At 54.3% G+C, this 16,219-nt stretch carries 18 protein-coding genes and 1 pseudogene; all 19 read left to right on the forward strand.

The window, feature by feature from the left end:
• Positions 1-19: 19 nt before the first annotated feature.
• Positions 20-253: a hypothetical protein gene (locus ACOTX4_RS23455; RefSeq protein WP_234636435.1), complete on the forward strand. Its 234-nt coding sequence runs from the start codon at positions 20-22 to the stop codon at positions 251-253.
• A gap of 2 nt (positions 254-255) precedes the next feature.
• Positions 256-738, forward strand: a complete 483-nt coding sequence (locus tag ACOTX4_RS23460) for a DnaT-like ssDNA-binding protein (protein WP_048218125.1) — start codon at positions 256-258, stop codon at positions 736-738.
• A gap of 1 nt (position 739) precedes the next feature.
• On the forward strand, positions 740-1,093 hold the full coding sequence (locus ACOTX4_RS23465) for a hypothetical protein (RefSeq protein WP_022651630.1): 354 nt from the start codon (positions 740-742) through the stop codon (positions 1,091-1,093).
• A gap of 2 nt (positions 1,094-1,095) precedes the next feature.
• Positions 1,096-1,695, forward strand: a complete 600-nt coding sequence (locus ACOTX4_RS23470; RefSeq protein WP_048218122.1) for a hypothetical protein — start codon at positions 1,096-1,098, stop codon at positions 1,693-1,695.
• A 7-nt stretch (positions 1,696-1,702) separates the two neighbouring features.
• Positions 1,703-2,134 carry a phage tail terminator-like protein gene (locus ACOTX4_RS23475; protein ID WP_223610800.1) on the forward strand — a complete coding sequence of 144 codons (432 nt, stop codon included), beginning with the start codon at positions 1,703-1,705 and terminating at the stop codon, positions 2,132-2,134.
• A 46-nt stretch (positions 2,135-2,180) separates the two neighbouring features.
• Positions 2,181-3,113, forward strand: coding sequence for a phage tail tube protein (locus ACOTX4_RS23480; RefSeq protein WP_421635445.1), 933 nt, complete (start codon positions 2,181-2,183; stop codon positions 3,111-3,113).
• A gap of 143 nt (positions 3,114-3,256) precedes the next feature.
• Entirely contained in the window at positions 3,257-4,066 is an 810-nt protein-coding gene (locus ACOTX4_RS23485) for a phage tail tip fiber protein (protein ID WP_421635446.1), read from the forward strand.
• Positions 4,067-4,131: 65 nt separating this feature from the next.
• Positions 4,132-4,470, forward strand: coding sequence for a phage tail assembly chaperone (locus ACOTX4_RS23490; protein ID WP_400215047.1), 339 nt, complete (start codon positions 4,132-4,134; stop codon positions 4,468-4,470).
• Between the two features lie 62 nt (positions 4,471-4,532).
• Positions 4,533-4,775 (forward strand): DUF1799 domain-containing protein, encoded by a 243-nt coding sequence (locus ACOTX4_RS23495; protein ID WP_250192541.1) that lies wholly within the window; start codon positions 4,533-4,535, stop codon positions 4,773-4,775.
• Entirely contained in the window at positions 4,775-7,945 is a 3,171-nt protein-coding gene (locus tag ACOTX4_RS23500) for a phage tail tape measure protein (RefSeq protein ID WP_421635447.1), read from the forward strand. The genes ACOTX4_RS23495 and ACOTX4_RS23500 overlap by 1 nt, the downstream gene beginning before the upstream one ends.
• Before the next feature lie 57 nt (positions 7,946-8,002).
• Positions 8,003-8,485 (forward strand): hypothetical protein, encoded by a 483-nt coding sequence (locus tag ACOTX4_RS23505; protein WP_421635448.1) that lies wholly within the window; start codon positions 8,003-8,005, stop codon positions 8,483-8,485.
• A 7-nt stretch (positions 8,486-8,492) separates the two neighbouring features.
• Entirely contained in the window at positions 8,493-9,116 is a 624-nt protein-coding gene (locus tag ACOTX4_RS23510) for a hypothetical protein (RefSeq protein WP_421635449.1), read from the forward strand.
• A gap of 63 nt (positions 9,117-9,179) precedes the next feature.
• Complete coding sequence (locus tag ACOTX4_RS23515; protein WP_023622600.1) at positions 9,180-9,530, forward strand: phage tail protein; 351 nt, start codon at positions 9,180-9,182, stop codon at positions 9,528-9,530.
• Positions 9,530-10,300 carry a phage minor tail protein L gene (locus ACOTX4_RS23520; protein WP_421635450.1) on the forward strand — a complete coding sequence of 257 codons (771 nt, stop codon included), beginning with the start codon at positions 9,530-9,532 and terminating at the stop codon, positions 10,298-10,300. Before ACOTX4_RS23515 ends, ACOTX4_RS23520 begins: the two co-directional genes overlap by 1 nt.
• A 12-nt stretch (positions 10,301-10,312) precedes the next feature.
• Positions 10,313-11,044: a C40 family peptidase gene (locus ACOTX4_RS23525; RefSeq protein ID WP_421635451.1), complete on the forward strand. Its 732-nt coding sequence runs from the start codon at positions 10,313-10,315 to the stop codon at positions 11,042-11,044.
• The gene (locus ACOTX4_RS23530) at positions 11,032-11,631 is read left to right on the forward strand and encodes a tail assembly protein (RefSeq protein ID WP_022651619.1); all 600 of its coding nucleotides are present in this window, start codon (positions 11,032-11,034) and stop codon (positions 11,629-11,631) included. Before ACOTX4_RS23525 ends, ACOTX4_RS23530 begins: the two co-directional genes overlap by 13 nt.
• A 55-nt stretch (positions 11,632-11,686) precedes the next feature.
• Positions 11,687-15,550, forward strand: a complete 3,864-nt coding sequence (locus ACOTX4_RS23535) for a phage tail protein (RefSeq protein ID WP_421635452.1) — start codon at positions 11,687-11,689, stop codon at positions 15,548-15,550.
• Positions 15,551-15,593: 43 nt separating this feature from the next.
• Positions 15,594-15,908 (forward strand): hypothetical protein, encoded by a 315-nt coding sequence (locus ACOTX4_RS23540; RefSeq protein ID WP_017382568.1) that lies wholly within the window; start codon positions 15,594-15,596, stop codon positions 15,906-15,908.
• Positions 15,909-16,219 (forward strand): annotated as a pseudogene (locus tag ACOTX4_RS23545) (hypothetical protein); the annotation flags it as partial. It lies immediately after the preceding gene.

The following is a 16,219-nucleotide window of genomic DNA, read 5'->3' on the forward strand; positions in this document are numbered from 1 at the left end:
TTGTAATTCAGGAGGCCCGATGGCCGGATTAACAAAAGAGCAGCGCGCACAGCGTGAAGCGGAAAAGCTTGCAGCTCAGCAGGCCGCTGATAATAAACCTGCCCAGCAGGAACAGCAGCAGGAACAGCCAGGTATTGAGCTGGTGGTCATGGTACGTGATATCCCAGAGTTCCCCGGCGGTCCGCTGCGCGCTGATGTTCACCCTGCTGAAGTGGATAACTGGCTGGCGCTGGACTGGCGTCTGGAGGAATAACCATGCTGGTTGCCGATCCCCATTCGCCGGACTTTAACAGCTACGCCAGCGTGTCCGACCTGCGGGTCTTTGCCGCCGCGCGCGGATACACCATTCCTGCCGAAGATGGCGAGTGTAGCCAGATGCTGATGCAGTCGATGGACTTTCTGGAAGGAAGGTCCTGGCGTGGTCAGCGCTCCAGCGCATCTCAGCCTCTATCCTGGCCGCGCTCCGGCGTACGCTTCGATGGTGTGGACCTGCCGAATGATGCTATTCCACAGCGCCTGATTGATGCCCAATGCCGCCTGGCTATCGAGTCGCAGGAGATTGACCTCACGCCGTCGGTCTCCGGTGGCGGCGCGGTCATAGCTGAGAGCGTACAGGGGGCCGTCTCTGTGCAGTACGAGCCGGGAACGAATAAGGCCACTCCATCATTCCCCTGGTTCTATTCCTCGCTGCGCGGGCTTGTGGTGGGCGGCAACCAGGTCCGGATCGAAAGGGGGTAGCATGGCAATCGACTATCGCCGCATGCGCGCTACGGCAACGCGGCTCCTGACGGAGAACGGCAAAGCCTACCAACTGACTCGCGGCGGAACCACCACACGCGATCAGTACGGGAAGGAGGTTATCACCGAGCCTATTACTGCGACCGTTACCGGCGTTATCACCGAATACTCCACGCGTGAAATCGACGGTTCACTGATTGCTACGGGCGATAAGAAACTAGCGGCCACGTTTGAAACGGAAGTGCGCATTGGCGACCTCATTGATATCGACGGCAAAAAGTGGCGCGTGGTTCAGCCGAATCCGGTTAAGCCCGCAGATGTGCTGATCTCTTACAACATCCAGCTGAGGACCTGATTATGACCAGTTCTGCAAATCAGCCGTTCCTGGCTGCCATTCAGTTGTTCGTAGATGGTTCAAAGCAGGAGATTGAGGAGGCGGTCCGCCGGACGGGTATCAAAATCCTCGGGCGGTTGGTGGACATGTCACCTGTCGGGCAGCCAGAAATCTGGCAGGTAAACCAGACGGCATCAGCCTATAACACCGCGGTGCGAGAGCATAACGCGGCGCTACGTGATGATCCGGCCAACCTTACAAAAGCAGGGCGGCTCAGGCGAGGCCTGCGTGTCAACGATTCGATGGACATCAAAAAGCCAGAGGGTTATGTCGGGGGGCGATTCAAAAATAACTGGTATGTGGGTCTCGACAGCCAGCCTACAGAGACGAACGATACCCCAGATGCTTCCGGGCAGGGTTCCAACTCCCGCGGGCTGGCGGTGCTCGAAGTGTTCCGGGTGGGGCAGGTGAACTCGATTTACTTTACCAATAACCTGCCATATGCCCAGGCGCTGGAGAATGGTCATTCGAATCAGGCGCCCGGCGGCATGGTCGGACTGACCGCATTGGATGCTGCGCAATATTTCCGAGAGGCAATGAGCGAGGTACGCAATGGTCGGTGATCAGTCCATGCGAATTGCTGAATTGCTGGAGAGCCGGGTGGCGATTATCGCTGAGTCGCTAGGATTGCCGATCGCCTGGCCTAACATCGCTTTTACCCCGCCTGATGATGCCCCTTACGGGCGCGTTTATGTCTTACCTGCGCAAACCGTGGGGCAGGACCTGGAAGGTCAGTTGCGTACATACCAGGGCATTCTCCAGCTCAATATCATTGCACCAGCAGGTAGCGGCGTGACTCTGGCCAGAGGGCTGACAAAGTCGGTCGCAGATGCTTTTCCCGAAGGGCTGCCGCTGGTGGACGGTAATCTGACGGTTTACATCAACGGGCCGCCGCAGGTGAGACAACCCATCCAGGACCGGCCAACCTCGGCGCCCAACGGGTCCAGTGGCTCCATAACCTACACCATTCCCGTCAGCATGCAGTACCGCGCTGACTACTGACCTGCCAGATGGCGGGTTTTTTATTAGCTAAATTCAGGAGAGTGCTATGGCATTCGCAATCCCTAACGGCTCGCGTGTGAACGTGGCCAAGGCCTATCAAGCCCCAATCACCTTTACCGCAGCCTCTAACGCGACGGAATGCGAACTGACCGTTGCATCGGCTTCCGGCATTCTGGCCGGTGACGTAGTTCAGGTGAGTTCCGGCTGGTTAAAGCTCGATAACATGGTGCTGCGCGTAAAATCGGTGACCAGTAATAAAATCGTGCTGGAAGCATTCGACACTACCGATACCACCAAATTCCCGGCAGGCACTGGCGCGGGCACGCTGCGTAAAATCGACTCATGGATCACCATGCCTCAGGTGATGACATTATCAACTGAAGGTGGTGATCAGCAGACCATCAGCGTGCAGTTCCTGGAAGATGACAAAGCGCGCACCATCCCAACGTTTAAAAACGCGGTGGTTCAGGTTTACACCTTTGCGCATGACCCTCAACTGGCGATCTACAAACGCCTCATTGACCTGGATGACTCCAGCGACACAACTGCGGTCTGGTTCCATAACCCACGCGGCAAAGCCGATCGTTTCTACTCAGCCAAAGTATCGTTCCAGCGCGTACCGCGCACGGAAATCAACGCCGTGGAAAGTAACGAGGCGCGCATGAACTTCGAATCGGACATGCAGATTTACCCGATCGCCGATTCATCCGTGACGCCGCTGGCGTTCCTGACCGACCTGCCGGCCACCAAATCGGTTGCCACAGGTACAGCGCTGGATCTGGCGGTGGTAATGAAGGGCGGCTCAGCACCTTACACCTACGTTTGGAAGAAAGGCAGCACCGCTATTCCGGGCAAAACCGCATCGACGTTCAACATTTCGTCTGTCGCATCCGGTGATGCTGGCGTTTACACCTGTGAAGTCACCGACGCCGCGGGAAAAACCATCACCTCGGCTGCGTGTACTGTCACGGTCAGCTAACCACTCGGGCCCGGTACGCCGGGCTTTTTTATGCGCATCGCACGCGCACATCGAAGAAAGTCTTTCAGCTGTAAGCCTGGGCAAACCGTTAACTTTCGGCGGATTTGCCGTGCGACAGGCTCACGTCTAAAAGGAAAATTAAAATGTCAGAACCTTCAATCGTCCCTTACGTAAAAACCACTCCCAAACCTTTTGGTGTGGACGTCGAATGGAAATGGCCGGGTGGCTGCGCGGTGCTAGAACTGCAATGCCTTCATGAAGATGGCCGACTTGTGAAAGAACGCCTCTACTGGCCAACTACCGGATACCTTATTTCCGGGCTCAAAACTGGTGAGCGAGTGCAGGTGCGCCTGCGTCCAATTGCAGAGGATGGCTCAGCACGAGATTGGCGAGCCGGTGACTGGCTCGAAGGGGTTTCTTCTGTCGATGCCGGAGAAATTGTAGGGGCGTTGGACCATGAAATCCGTAACAGCGATGCATTCAAAGTCCTGAAAGATGGCTGGTCTTTCGAAAAGAACGGGACGCTAATTATTAATAACGGCCAGGTGTTCATTAACGATGCGAAGATTGGCGGTGGCGTATTGTCTACGAACTATAGCGTGAAGATGAACGTGGATTATGCTGGCAAACGGTACGCAGCTGGAATGAGCATCGGTCAGCCAAGCGAGCCGCAGGCAACGGTTAAGGCTGATCGCTTTAAGGTGCAGGAAGCCGCTTCATCTATCATCGAGAACGCCGTCGCAACAAGCGCGAAGACGAAGATTAGGCTTGGCGATGAAATGAAGCAGGCCGTCATTGATGCCGTGCGTGAAAGCGATTTGTTCGCATCCCTCCAGGCAAATATTGATGCGCAAACAGCGTCAGTAGCTGGCCTGCAACAGGCGATGAACGAAGCGGTCACCAATGCTATTAAAAACGCGCTGAAGCCCGGTGGCCTGCTTTACAACCGTTAACCTCCCATCACGCACTCGAATACTCGACCCGCTCCGGCGGGTTTTTCATTTTCTAAGGAACCGAAATGACCAAATTTTCACTGATCCCCAACCCTACGTTTTCCGTGACCTCCAGTATCCCACGCGCTGGCGCCGAAGACGGCAAGCTGACGTTCACTTTCCGCCATAAAACGCTGGAAGAGCTGCGCTCTATGGACGAAAAGCTGCAAAAGGATGCTGAAGGTAAAAAGGCTGCTATCGAGCCGCAGGCCGACTACCTCATGGAAATTGTCGAGGGGTGGGCGCTGCCGGACGAGTTTAACCGCGAGAACGTTATTGTCCTCCTGCGGAACTATCCACGCGCGTTCGACAGCATCGGTCTGGCATACACCAAAGAGCTGATGGGTATCCGCGAAAAAAACTGAGGCAGGTCGCCGCAGCGTTGTACACGCCGGGACCGACGCTCGCGGAGCTGAGCGCTTTTGGTTTGACGCCTGAAGACGTGGAGGAAGAGGTGGGGATCCTGCCCTCTGTGTGGAAGTCTTTCACCATCTTCTCTTCCCTGGCGACCCAGTGGCGAGTCGGAGCGAGCGGGGCGACCGGCCTTGATTACAACGTTCTCCCCTGGATGTTCGAGTTACACGGGGTTGAGGATGCGGCGGCCTGCATGGCTGACCTTCAAATTATGGAAAGCGAGGCTCTCAAGGTAATGCATAAGGAGACGAAATAATGACAGACCAGATCGCCTCGATTACTTTGCGGGCCGATGTTTCTGACCTGAAAACAGCCAGCAACGAACTGGATAAACTCGGCCAGGCGGCGGCCGGTGCCGTAGATAAAGCAGATGATCTGAATAGCGTGTTTCGCGCTGGGGCCGATGCCGGCAAGCAGAGCGCAGCGGCTTTATGGGAGCAACAAAAATCCTTCAAGGGGCTGCTTGAAAGCATAGATCCAACTCTCGCAGCCTTAGGTAAGCTTGATGATCAGCAGCAAAAACTGCGGACAATTCATAGCAAGGGGTTACTCGATACTGAGGAGTTTACTCATTATCAAAAAATCCTGGACGATACCCGGCTTAAGCTGGCCGACACCGGCGAGGCAGCAGCGCGTGCTCAGGCTGAATTAGCCGCTACCCAGGCAGCAGAGAAGCAGTCCGCAGCGTTAAAGAATCTGCTGGGTTCCATCGACCCGACAATCCGTGCGTTCAACTCACTGGATGAACAGCACGCACAGCTGGTGGCCCATTTTGAAGCAGGCCGCATTAACGGCGCGCAGTTCGAGCACTTCAACACCATCCTCAACCAGACGCGTGAGCGCCTCTCTGGTGTCGCTGACGTACTGCCAGAGGCGCTATCCCGGCAGGAAGCTGCTGCCCGGCGTGCTGGAATTTCCGTTGGCCAGTACAGCGCTGCGCTGCGCACTCTGCCGGCGCAGTTCACCGATATCGCGACACAGCTGGCTGGAGGACAATCCCCTTTCCTGATCTTGCTCCAGCAAGGCGGGCAAATTAAGGATTCTTTTGGTGGATTAGGTCCAATGCTCCAGGCTTTGAGGGACGCATTGTTTGGGTTTAACGAAGAGAGTAGAGAGACAGCGGAGTCGGCAGGAGGCATCAGCGAAGCTGCTGAAGGGCTAAATAACACCAGTGAGGCAGCAGAAAAGTTGGGGCGGGCGGGAGGCCTGTTGAATGGCTTTAACCTCGCTATTGCAGGCACTGTAGGTTTGCTGGCTATTCTGGCCGGGGCTGCTTATAGCTCGTCTCAGCAGTTCGACAACGTTGCCAGATCGCTCATTTTGATGGGCGGGGCTGGGTTCTCCTCTATGCAGCAACTGAACGATGCCGCACAAGATGTTGCAGATAACGCCGGCGCCTCCCTGGCTGACTCTGTTGATACTCTCGTGCAACTTAATGACACCGGGAAGTACACAGCCGACCAAATGACGAAAATCGCCAAATCCATTATGGCTATGGGCGATGCAGGGTTGGATACGAAGGCCGCGCTGGCGGATTTTTCACGCCTGGTAAGTGATCCCGTTAAAGCGCTGGCAAGCCTGAACCAGCAATATGGCTTCGTTGACGAGGCCATGATGAAGCACATCATCACCCTGGAGAAAACCAAGGGTAAAACAGCAGCGGCAAACGAAGCGATTACGCTGTTCGCCAACACCATGGAGGATCGGAGTAATAAAATTGTAGAGGCCACCGATAATATTGGGCAGGCATGGAACGGGCTCAAGGCATTCGCTTCCGACATTTTCGGTCAAATAGGCGTGACGGTGCGGGCTTGGGGAAACCAAGTCATCGAAGTGTTTAAGCTCTTGGGCACCTCGTTTGAAGCCCTTTTCGTCAAGATGAAAGAGTTCTCCCTTGAAGTTATGGGGGGAATGATCACTGGTTTCACGGATATTGCAAACAAACTCCCTGGTGGGGAATCGCTCATCAAATCCATGGGGTTTGATGGGCTAGCTGAGAGCGTTGCCAAGAACCGAGAAGCTGCAAGCAAGGAGTATGCTCAGCTTACCGCCGACTACAATAAGCATATTGCTAACCTCAGTAAATCCCAAGGGCAATGGGAAGAAGAAGCGAAGAATGGCGCTGGTGGAGGTGTAAAAGGCACAGGCTCAGTTGATCGGCAAACTAAGGATGCCGTTTCAAAGCTTGCTCAGGACTCAGCCAAAAAGACCAAAGAGGCGAAAGCCACTCTGGAAGCTGGCGATCGCACCCTGGAGAACTACCGCGCCCAGGCCAGAACGTTAACTGAAACGCTCGAGACCCTCCGACAAACAGGCGAAACCCACGCTAAAAACACCGAGTTCAGTAAACAGCAATCTCGATTTGCTGAATTGGATGAGGCAGCCAAAACCCGCGCGCTGACTGCTCAGGAAAAATCTTTACTGTCGAGCCGTGAGGCGATTCTGAACGCCGCCAAGGTGGTTGATCAGAAGAACAAGGAAGTAGAGGCGCAGCAGAAGATTAACGGCCTGGCGCAGCAGGCGAATAAATACGTCACGCAGATTTCGGAAAAAACCGATGCATTGCGTGATAGTGCAGGCCTCAGCAGTCGGCAAACGCAGCGCATGATGGAAGAGGCGCAGCTTCGCCAGGGCTGGCTCAACGGTGGCGGTAAGCTTGAGGATGCCGGGTATGAAAAGGAACTGGCAGCTCTCAGGAAATATTATGCCGAAGAGGACAAATTACGGGGCGACTGGAAGGCAGGGGCTGTTGCTGGCTGGAATGAATATCTGGATGCGGCCACGAACACTTACGACGCCGTTAAGAATGTTGCCAGTTCCACGCTGACCGGCTTGAGCAACATGCTGACTGAGCTGATGACAACTGGCACCGCGTCAGTTAAAGAGTTCGGCAAATCTATGCTCAAGATGATCCTCGAGATAACCAACCAACTTATAGTGGCCTATACAGTACAGGCCGCGATGGGCTGGATAAGCGGTGGTTCTGGTTCTTCAGCGGGCGCTGGGCAATCGTTCGCTGTCCCTTCGTTTACCCCTAATGCCAAAGGTGGTGTATATGATTCACCGGGCCTCAGTAAGTACGTCAACGGGGTATACGACTCTCCTCAATATTTCACCTTCCAGGGCGCATCGAAGTTTGCGAAGGGGGGTGTTTTCGCAGAGGCCGGCGCTGAAGCAATCATGCCACTTACACGGGATTCTGCCGGGCGGTTGGGCGTACGCGCCCAGGGCGGTGGCGGTATGGCTCCGGTTATTAATACCACCGTTAACGTTGATGCTGGTGGATCGGTTACAACCCAAACATCCAGTTCCGGTGATGCTATGGGGCGTGCCCTTGCTGATGAAATGCAGAACGCTGCGTTGCAGGTTATTCAGAAGCACCTTAAGCCTGGCGGTATGATCTACAACTTCACCAAAGGTAGGTAGTGTTAACGTCATACCCTGGTTAATATGTAAAAAAACCATATTGATCAGGGGATGATAATGAAAAAGGTCTTCATGACTGCGATGTTAACATTCACTCTTTCTGCTTGCGCAGGAAATAGTTCAAATAGTAACGACCAAAAGCAAGCTAAGTATGATGAATTGTCAAAATGTGATGTGAATATTGAGGCACCAAGTCATTCACCAAAAAATAAAAAAGAGTTTGCGGAATACCTCACGACTCAGGCGCGCAACGCTTCTGCGGATCAGTTCGTAGTACAAAAGCGGATGGAAATTCTTCAGATGGTTGGGTGGAATGATTCAGTAGCTGATGCAATAGCGACATGTGGCGCTGAAAGAAAAAACATGCGCAAAAAAAATGCGTCTGTCGTATTTGAAACGATGAAGTCTAATACTAGTGGCGCTGATGAAAAGCATGCACTTATCAATGCTTACAGTTCGTGGGAAGCTTATGTAACAAACCAAACGCCTCTCGCAAAACAGGACTTTGATTCTAAAGTAGGCTATTACAAAAACATGTGAGTTTAGGATGATTATCCCTACATTAACTCGTGCCGAGGCCATTCAGAACATAATCGCCACCAACAAGCCGTCTCTTGTGTGTATTGGGCATGCTGGTGATTTGCAGCGTTTGGGTGAGGAGTTAAGGCAGGACATTGTCAGTGCGTGTGGTCATGAAAAGGTTCGCTTTGTTAATGCCAAGTGGAGGCATGGGGTTTCCCTTGACTCTAGATGGCGTAGAGTTGACTTGTTTTCGTCATTGGAGCGTATCGTTTTTAGCGTTTGCAATGACAGGGCGGCGGCTCACAGTTGGTCTTCCCACGGATTGTTTAACGGGTTGATTATTTCACACTGGTCTCGGGAACAATTGGATGCGATAGATTTGACCTTGGCACTGCATCGCCATGAATACAACGCAGAAAAAGACCCTGGAACAAAGAATAAAATTGCTGAGCGTCACATGTCGGCTTCATTCGACTTTAACAGCATGGTACGGGAAGGCAATGACTTAGCTCGCGAGATTGAAGTCAAAGTTGAAGCGATCCGAAATCTCTATTTTACTGACCCAGAAGCAGCCAAAACTGCCTTCAAGACTCTTAAGGAGCAGTATGGCGACATACTTGGAACTCTCGAGTCAAGGGTCTTGAAGTAACTCCAATCCCACCCGACACAATCATAAGCCTCGCAAATGCGGGGCTTTTTTTATGGAGTATATATGGCAGTTGAAACATACAGCTGGCGCTCGCAGCTCGGTGCTGGGGCGATTGAATATAGTCAAACGGTGCGCGCTGCGCAGTTCGGTGATGGCTATGAGCAGGTTGCTGATAATGGCATTAACTCTACTGCTATTCAGGTGCCAATGAAGCATACCGGCACAGAAACGGAGGTGAACAGTATTCGTGATTTCCTCCTGGCTCATACCGTTAAAGCTTTTATCATTACGCCGCCCGGCGAAGCGAAGGGGCTTTATCGGGTAGTCGCCGATTCCGTACGGAAAAATCAGATCAGCAGCAAGTTTGCTGAGCTGACGTTCACCATCAAACGGGCTTACGGAGTGTATGCATAATGGCATTAGTCGATCAGGCGGCGATGCTGGCACCGGGTGGCAGAGTACGCCTGGTTGAAGTTGACGCCTCAGAGTTCAGTGGTGGTATTCACCGTTTCCACTACGCACCTTTCCCCCATACGCCGGAAGAGATCGACGCTGCCAATGGTGATGAAGAAAAGCTCGGACCAAAGCCAATCGTATTCGGTGGGAATACCTACGATTTTTGGCCGTTTCAGGTAGCAGGCCTGGAGCTTTCAACAGACCAGGCCGCAGAGCCGACACTCAGCGTTTCCAATCTCGACGGGCATATCACTGCGCTGTGCCTGCAATTTAAGGACATGGTTAACGCAAAAGTGAGCATTATCGATACCTATGCGGTCTATCTTGATGCCGTAAATTACCCTGGTGGCGTAAATCCTACAGCTGATTCGTCAATGTTCACACTTCAGACCTTCTGGCTTGACACCAAAACCTCCGAAGATGATGAGGTGGTTACCTGGGCACTCAGCAGCCCCGCAGACTTGCAGGGGCTTGTTATCCCAACCAGACAAATCACCTCGCTCTGCGAATGGGCGCTACGCGGGCAGTACCGGAGCGGCGATGGATGCACCTATAACGGCACTGCGTATTTCGACGCTAAAGGGAATCAGGTATCAGATCCTGCCCTTGATGTGTGTGGTGGTTGCCTCAGTGACTGCCGTAAACGATTTGGCGCTGGCCTGGTAGACCCTGACGCGGCCATCCTAGATTTCGGCGGTTTCCCGGCCACAGTACTTTTCACGCGATAACCGGACATCTCAATGAACAAAACCATTATGGCGGCTATCCGCGCGCATGCGCTGGAGGAATCCCCGCGCGAGTGCTGCGGCTTCGTTATCCAGTCCGGGCGCAGACAGCGTTACCTCCCGGTACCGAACAGCCACGAAAACCCTGCTGAGCATTTCCGCATCGATGGCGAGCATTGGGCGAACGCCGAAGATATCGGGACGATTGTGCGCGTCATCCATTCCCATCCTGGCGATGGAGCAAGGCCGATTCCATCCGATCTGGACCGCCAGCAATGCAACAACTCCGGCGTGGTCTGGGGTATTTACGCGCCGGATAGCGACGAATACGCTGAGATAATGCCGGAGGCGGTGCCGCTTATTGGGCGTCCGTTTATCCTGGGCTCGAATGACTGCTGGGGGCTGATTATGGACTGGCATGCCATCCAGGGCGTCACGCTAAACGATTTTCGCGTCGATTACCCGTGGTGGGAAAGCCAGTACCCGGACAACCTCTATTTCGAAAACTGGGAGCGGGAAGGGTTCGTCGAGTGCGATCCGGCACCAGGCTGCATGGTCATCATGCAGGTTGATTCTGATAAGTGGAACCACGCGGGCATCATCACTGAAGAAGGTGAACTGCTCCACCACCTTTACGGCCAGCCTTCCTGCATTACCCCGTATGCCCGAGGCTATTTCAAAGACCGCACGATGATCTGCGTTCGTCACAAAGACCTGCCGCAGGAGATAAAGCCATGGCGCGTTTAACCACCATTCGTCTGTATGGCGCACTGGGCGCCCGCTTCGGGCGTGTGCATAAACTGGCAGTGCAGACATCTGCCGAAGCAGTAAAAGCCCTATGTATCAACTTCGACGGGCTGGAAGACTATCTGATGAATGCCAAAAAAAATGGCATGACCTTCGCGGTGTTTCGCGGTAAGCGCAACATAGGCGTGCAGGACTTCCAGGAGTTGGCAGGCGATAGCGATATTCGCATAGCGCCAGTTATGGAAGGGGCGAAGAAGGCCGGCATGTTCCAGACAATCCTCGGCGCCGTGATGGTTGTTGCTGGTGTCATTACTGGAGTGGCAACCGGCTGGACGGGCGTAGGTTTGACATTTGGGGCCGGACTTATCATGTCGGGCGCGTCAATGATGGCCGGCGGTATCTACCAGATGCTTTCGCCCCAGCCCAAAGGGTTACAGGGCCGAGACGACCCTGACAATAAACCCTCTTATGCCTTTGGTGGCTCAGTGAATACCCTTGCGATGGGAAACCCGGTCGCGCTTCTCTATGGCGTCCGCGAGATTGGCGGCGCCATCATCAGCGCTGGCATAGTCGCCGAAGACATCTGATAACTCCTTTCTGAATATCAAGCACCCAGTCGGGTGCTTTTTTTATGGATGTAATATGGAAGCGATCACTGGTGCAAAGGGTGGCAGCCAGAAGCAGCACACACCTGTAGAACAACCTGATTCGGCGCAGTCAATGGCGCGCTGCCGCATGCTGCTGGCGCTCGGGGAAGGTGAGTTTGCTGGTGGTCTGGATGCGACCAGCATTTTCCTGGACGGTACGCCGCTGGGAAACGCCGACGGAACAATGAACTTTGAAAACGTTTCCTGGGAATTTCGGCCAGGAACCCAGACCCAGACGCCGATACCGGGCTTTCCCGCAGTGGAGAACGAAACACGGGTTGGCGTTTCGCTGACAAAGGCCACGCCCTGGACGCGCGCGTTGAGTAACACTCAGATTGACGCAGTGGTAGTTCGCATTGGTATTCCGGGGTTGCAGCAGCAGGAAAACGACGGGGATATTGTCGGCACTACCGTAAAGTACCATATCGATCTTGCTGTAGATGGTGGTGCATTCTCTACGGTCATGACAAGGACCGTGACAGAGAAACTCAGTTCTCTCTATGAATTGACCCATCGCATTAATCTTCCGAAAGCCAGTACGGGCTGGCAGATTCGCGTGGTACGTGACACCGAAGACAGCACCAGCCAGCTGTTGCAGAACAAAACGCAGATACAGGCAATCACTGAGGTGATTGATGCGCGCCTGCGTTATCCCCATACGGCGCTGCTGTATGTGTCGTTCAACGCCAAATCGTTCAACGATATCCCGAAGGTTTCCTGTAAACCTAAGGGGCGCATTATCCGCATCCCTTTGAACTACGATCCGATAGCCCGAACCTACAGCGGCACATGGGACGGGACGTTTAAGTGGGGCTGGACGAATAACCCAGCATGGATCTGGTTCGATGTGCTCACTGAGCCGCGCTTCGGACTTGGCCGACGCGTCACGGCGCAGATGCTGGATAAATGGGAGCTTTACCGTATTGCCCAGCGTTGCGATCAGAAAGTACCTGACGGGAAGGGTGGCGACGGTACCGAGCCGCGCTTCATGTTTGATGTCTACATCCAGTCGCAGGCTGATGCGTGGCAGGTAATCAAAGACATCGCCGCAGGGTTCAATGGCATGACGTTCTGGGGCAACAACATGTTCAATGTTGTCTCGGACATGCCGGCGGATACGTCGAAGCTGCAAATCCTTACCCGCGCTTCGGTGGTGGGCAAACCGGTTTACTCGAGCGGCAGTGAAAAGACCCGCTTCTCCAGCGCGTTGATTAACTTCAGCGACCCTGACAATCACTATCAGGACCGCACAACAGCGGTGATGTTCCCGGACCTGGTTAAGCAGTTCAAGTTTAAGCAGACGCAGATCACCGCAATCGGCTGTACGCGCGAGAGCGAAGCACAGCGCCGTGGCGGGTGGGCGGTGTATTCCAACTCACTCGACCGGATTATTACTCTACAGACCGGGCTTGATGGTTATGTCTACGTGCCGGGTACCGTGTTTGCATTTGCTGACGAACGCCTTTCAGGGCGTGTTTATGGCGGGCGTATAACCGGATATAACGCCGGGTTGAAGGCTGTGACAACCGATCGGGGAACCAGTGCCGTTGCGGGTGACACACTGATGATCCGCACACGGGGCGGTACCGTTGAAAGCAGGGTGATCCAGGCCGTAAACGGCACGCAGCTGGTGGTCGCCACGCCTTTCACGGCAGAGCCGTTACCCAACGCTGTATTCGTCATCGATGCCGGGCAGTTGCGCCTGCAATACTTCCGCGTTACGAACCTGAGATTTGATGATGAAGAAAACACCTTCACAATCACCGGGGCCGAATATAACGCATCAAAATATGATGCGGTCGATAACAATGCCCGCCTGGACACGCCGCCAATTAGTCTGATACCAACCGGCCTCGTCAACCAGCCGACCAATATCGTGGTAGCGAGCTATGACGCAGTGCGCCAGGGGCAGCGAGTGACTACCCTGACGGCATCCTGGGATGCGCCGGTCGACAAGAACGGCAAACCACAGGCGGATGTCATAGCCTATCGGGTGCAGTGGAAGCGCGGCGACAATGAGTGGGTTAACGTACCGGAGACCGGTCTTCGCAATATCGAAGTGCCTGGCATCTTCGAGGGTGATTATCTGGTCCGTGTACGCGCGATCAACTCCGGCGGTGCATCGAGTCTCTGGGCAACTTCCACGCTTACACACCTGAAGGGACGCGCGGGTGAGGTACCCAAACCTGTCGGGCTTAAGGCCTCCGAAGACGTCTTATTCGGAATCAACGTCACCTGGGGATTCCCGGCTAATACTGGCGACACCCTGAGCACTGAACTGCAATACAGCATTGCCGCTGACGGTTCGAATCCGATGCTTTTGGCATCTGTACCGTATCCGCAGAAACTTTATCAGCAGATGGGGCTGAAGGCGGGGCAGGAATTCTGGTACCAGGCGCGGCTTGTCGACAGGATCGGGAATCAGAGTGGATGGACCGACTGGGTGCGCGGGCAGGCCAGCATCGATGTATCCGATATCACCGATGCAATCCTGGAGGACATGAAAGGCTCCGATACGTTCAAAGACTTGATCGAGAACGCGGTGGACAGCAGCGGAAAACTGGCAGAACTGGCTGATGCAATCAAAGAGAACGCAGACGGCCTTGCTGCTGCGGTTGGCTCGAACAAGCAGACCGCTGAAGCAATCATCGGAAACGCGCTGGCTATTGCCGATGTTGTCGTGCGCCAGACAGCCCAGCAGGGCGCTAACTCTGCGACCTTCGAACAGCTCCGGGAGGTGATCGCCACTGAGACGGAGGCTCGCGTCACGGATGTTACTCGTCTTGAGGCAAAAACTGAGCAGAACGAGGCGGGAATTACCGAGGTAAGGCAGGCTCTGTCAGATGAAGCTCAGGCAAGGGCGACAGCTGTCGACCAGCTTACTGCGAGTACTCAGGTCATTTCTGATAAAGCTGATTCGGCTTCGAGTAAAGCTGACGCTGCATCAGGTAAGGCAGATGCAGCTGAACAAGCCAGCTCACAAAACACTGCTGATATTACCACGTTGCGACAGGTTGTCACCGACACGACTTCATCAATGGCATCCCGCCTGGAGGAGCTGGGAGCAAGAACCGATACTGCCAGCGGCGGCATCCAGAATAACGCTATCGCGCTAATAACGAGTACGCTGGCGCAGGTTAATCAGCGGATGACACTCAGCGCGCAGTACGGTGACAGTAAGGCCAGCATCGATCGCATTGACAGCGCCATGGCAAGCGACAGGGAGGCCACGTCGAGTTCACTGCTGAGGTTGGAGACGGATGTCAACGGCAACAAAGCATCCATCAACAGCCTGAACCAGACGTTCTCGAATTATCAGCAGGCCACGGCCACGCAGATAAACGGAATCACGGCGACCATCAACGGGCATACGTCAGCCATTACCACTAACGCTCAGGCTATCGCGAACGTTAACGGGGACCTAAAGGCGATGTACAGTATCAAGGTCGGGTTATCCAGCAATGGTCAGTATTACGCGGCAGGAATGGGGATCGGTGTGGAGAATACGCCGTCCGGCATGCAGTCGCAGGTTATCTTCCTGGCTGACCGCTTCGCCGTTACTCACCAGGCCGGAGCGACCGTTACGCTTCCGTTCGTTATCCAGAACGGGCAGGTGTTCATCAGAGACGCGCTGATAGGTGATGGCACCATCAGCAACGCCAAGATCGGCAACTACATCCAGTCCAATAACTATGTTGCTGGCTCAGTCGGGTGGAGGCTGGATAAGGGCGGTACGTTTGAGAACTACGGTTCGACAGCTGGTGAGGGGGCCATGAAACAGACAAACCAGACAATCAGCGTGCGGGACTCCAGGAATGTGCTGAGGGTGCAGATCGGGAGAATCACGGGAACATGGTAACGGGAGGCCTCTTGCGGGGCCTCTTTTTTTTCAGGAGGACTGGATGGCGGAATATGGAGTTCAGACATGGGACGCCTCAGGCAAGGTAAACAACTATGGCGTTAAGCCTGTCAGCGTTTGTGGCTATCTCCAGCTGGCCCAGAACCAGAAAACAGGCTCTTACACCGTAGCGCTTCCACCGGGTTGCAGGCTGACCTATTTTCAGAGCATGAACGGCGATCAGTTTGGTACGAGTCGGAGGAAGATCACCATTTCGGGGGGAACAGCAACAGTGTCAGCAGCAGGTGATACCGACTACTCAGCAGGGACTGAGCCTGCGGCGGCGGCTTATCTCATTTTCCAGATCGAGAGGGCATAAATGGCGGAGTATGGCGTTTTACTGACGACCACGAGCGGGGAAGTATGGGTGACCGCTAACAGCTCGCCAATCGCTCTACAGGCGCGAAAGACAGCGGCACTTCAGGGAACATCGGGGTTTAATACCAAAGTGACGCACACATTCCCCGCAGGTCAGCCTGTTGTCGCGTTCGTTCATTGTACGGTTGAGGTCGAAATCACCCAGACGATAAGCGGTAACACCATCACGATTGATTTTCTCAGACCGAATGCAACCGGCACAGCGTACGTTTATTTTTTCTCTATTTTCCCGCAGACAAAGCCAGACTACGG

This window comes from Enterobacter cloacae complex sp. IR5459 (assembly GCF_049238005.1).
GTDB lineage: Bacteria > Pseudomonadota > Gammaproteobacteria > Enterobacterales > Enterobacteriaceae > Enterobacter > Enterobacter hormaechei_C.

What these genes read in the sequence shown, in the direction of transcription:
- ACOTX4_RS23455 (WP_234636435.1), top strand. Translation starts at nt 20, where the DNA reads ATGGCCGGATTAACAAAAGAGCAGCGCGCACAGCGTGAAGCGGAAAAG.
- ACOTX4_RS23460 (WP_048218125.1), top strand. Translation starts at nt 256, where the DNA reads ATGCTGGTTGCCGATCCCCATTCGCCGGACTTTAACAGCTACGCCAGC.
- ACOTX4_RS23465 (WP_022651630.1), top strand. Translation starts at nt 740, where the DNA reads ATGGCAATCGACTATCGCCGCATGCGCGCTACGGCAACGCGGCTCCTG.
- ACOTX4_RS23470 (WP_048218122.1), top strand. Translation starts at nt 1,096, where the DNA reads ATGACCAGTTCTGCAAATCAGCCGTTCCTGGCTGCCATTCAGTTGTTC.
- ACOTX4_RS23475 (WP_223610800.1), top strand. Translation starts at nt 1,703, where the DNA reads ATGCGAATTGCTGAATTGCTGGAGAGCCGGGTGGCGATTATCGCTGAG.
- ACOTX4_RS23480 (WP_421635445.1), top strand. Translation starts at nt 2,181, where the DNA reads ATGGCATTCGCAATCCCTAACGGCTCGCGTGTGAACGTGGCCAAGGCC.
- ACOTX4_RS23485 (WP_421635446.1), top strand. Translation starts at nt 3,257, where the DNA reads ATGTCAGAACCTTCAATCGTCCCTTACGTAAAAACCACTCCCAAACCT.
- ACOTX4_RS23490 (WP_400215047.1), top strand. Translation starts at nt 4,132, where the DNA reads ATGACCAAATTTTCACTGATCCCCAACCCTACGTTTTCCGTGACCTCC.
- ACOTX4_RS23500 (WP_421635447.1), top strand. Translation starts at nt 4,775, where the DNA reads ATGACAGACCAGATCGCCTCGATTACTTTGCGGGCCGATGTTTCTGAC.
- ACOTX4_RS23505 (WP_421635448.1), top strand. Translation starts at nt 8,003, where the DNA reads ATGAAAAAGGTCTTCATGACTGCGATGTTAACATTCACTCTTTCTGCT.
- ACOTX4_RS23510 (WP_421635449.1), top strand. Translation starts at nt 8,493, where the DNA reads ATGATTATCCCTACATTAACTCGTGCCGAGGCCATTCAGAACATAATC.
- ACOTX4_RS23515 (WP_023622600.1), top strand. Translation starts at nt 9,180, where the DNA reads ATGGCAGTTGAAACATACAGCTGGCGCTCGCAGCTCGGTGCTGGGGCG.
- ACOTX4_RS23520 (WP_421635450.1), top strand. Translation starts at nt 9,530, where the DNA reads ATGGCATTAGTCGATCAGGCGGCGATGCTGGCACCGGGTGGCAGAGTA.
- ACOTX4_RS23525 (WP_421635451.1), top strand. Translation starts at nt 10,313, where the DNA reads ATGAACAAAACCATTATGGCGGCTATCCGCGCGCATGCGCTGGAGGAA.
- ACOTX4_RS23530 (WP_022651619.1), top strand. Translation starts at nt 11,032, where the DNA reads ATGGCGCGTTTAACCACCATTCGTCTGTATGGCGCACTGGGCGCCCGC.
- ACOTX4_RS23535 (WP_421635452.1), top strand. Translation starts at nt 11,687, where the DNA reads ATGGAAGCGATCACTGGTGCAAAGGGTGGCAGCCAGAAGCAGCACACA.
- ACOTX4_RS23540 (WP_017382568.1), top strand. Translation starts at nt 15,594, where the DNA reads ATGGCGGAATATGGAGTTCAGACATGGGACGCCTCAGGCAAGGTAAAC.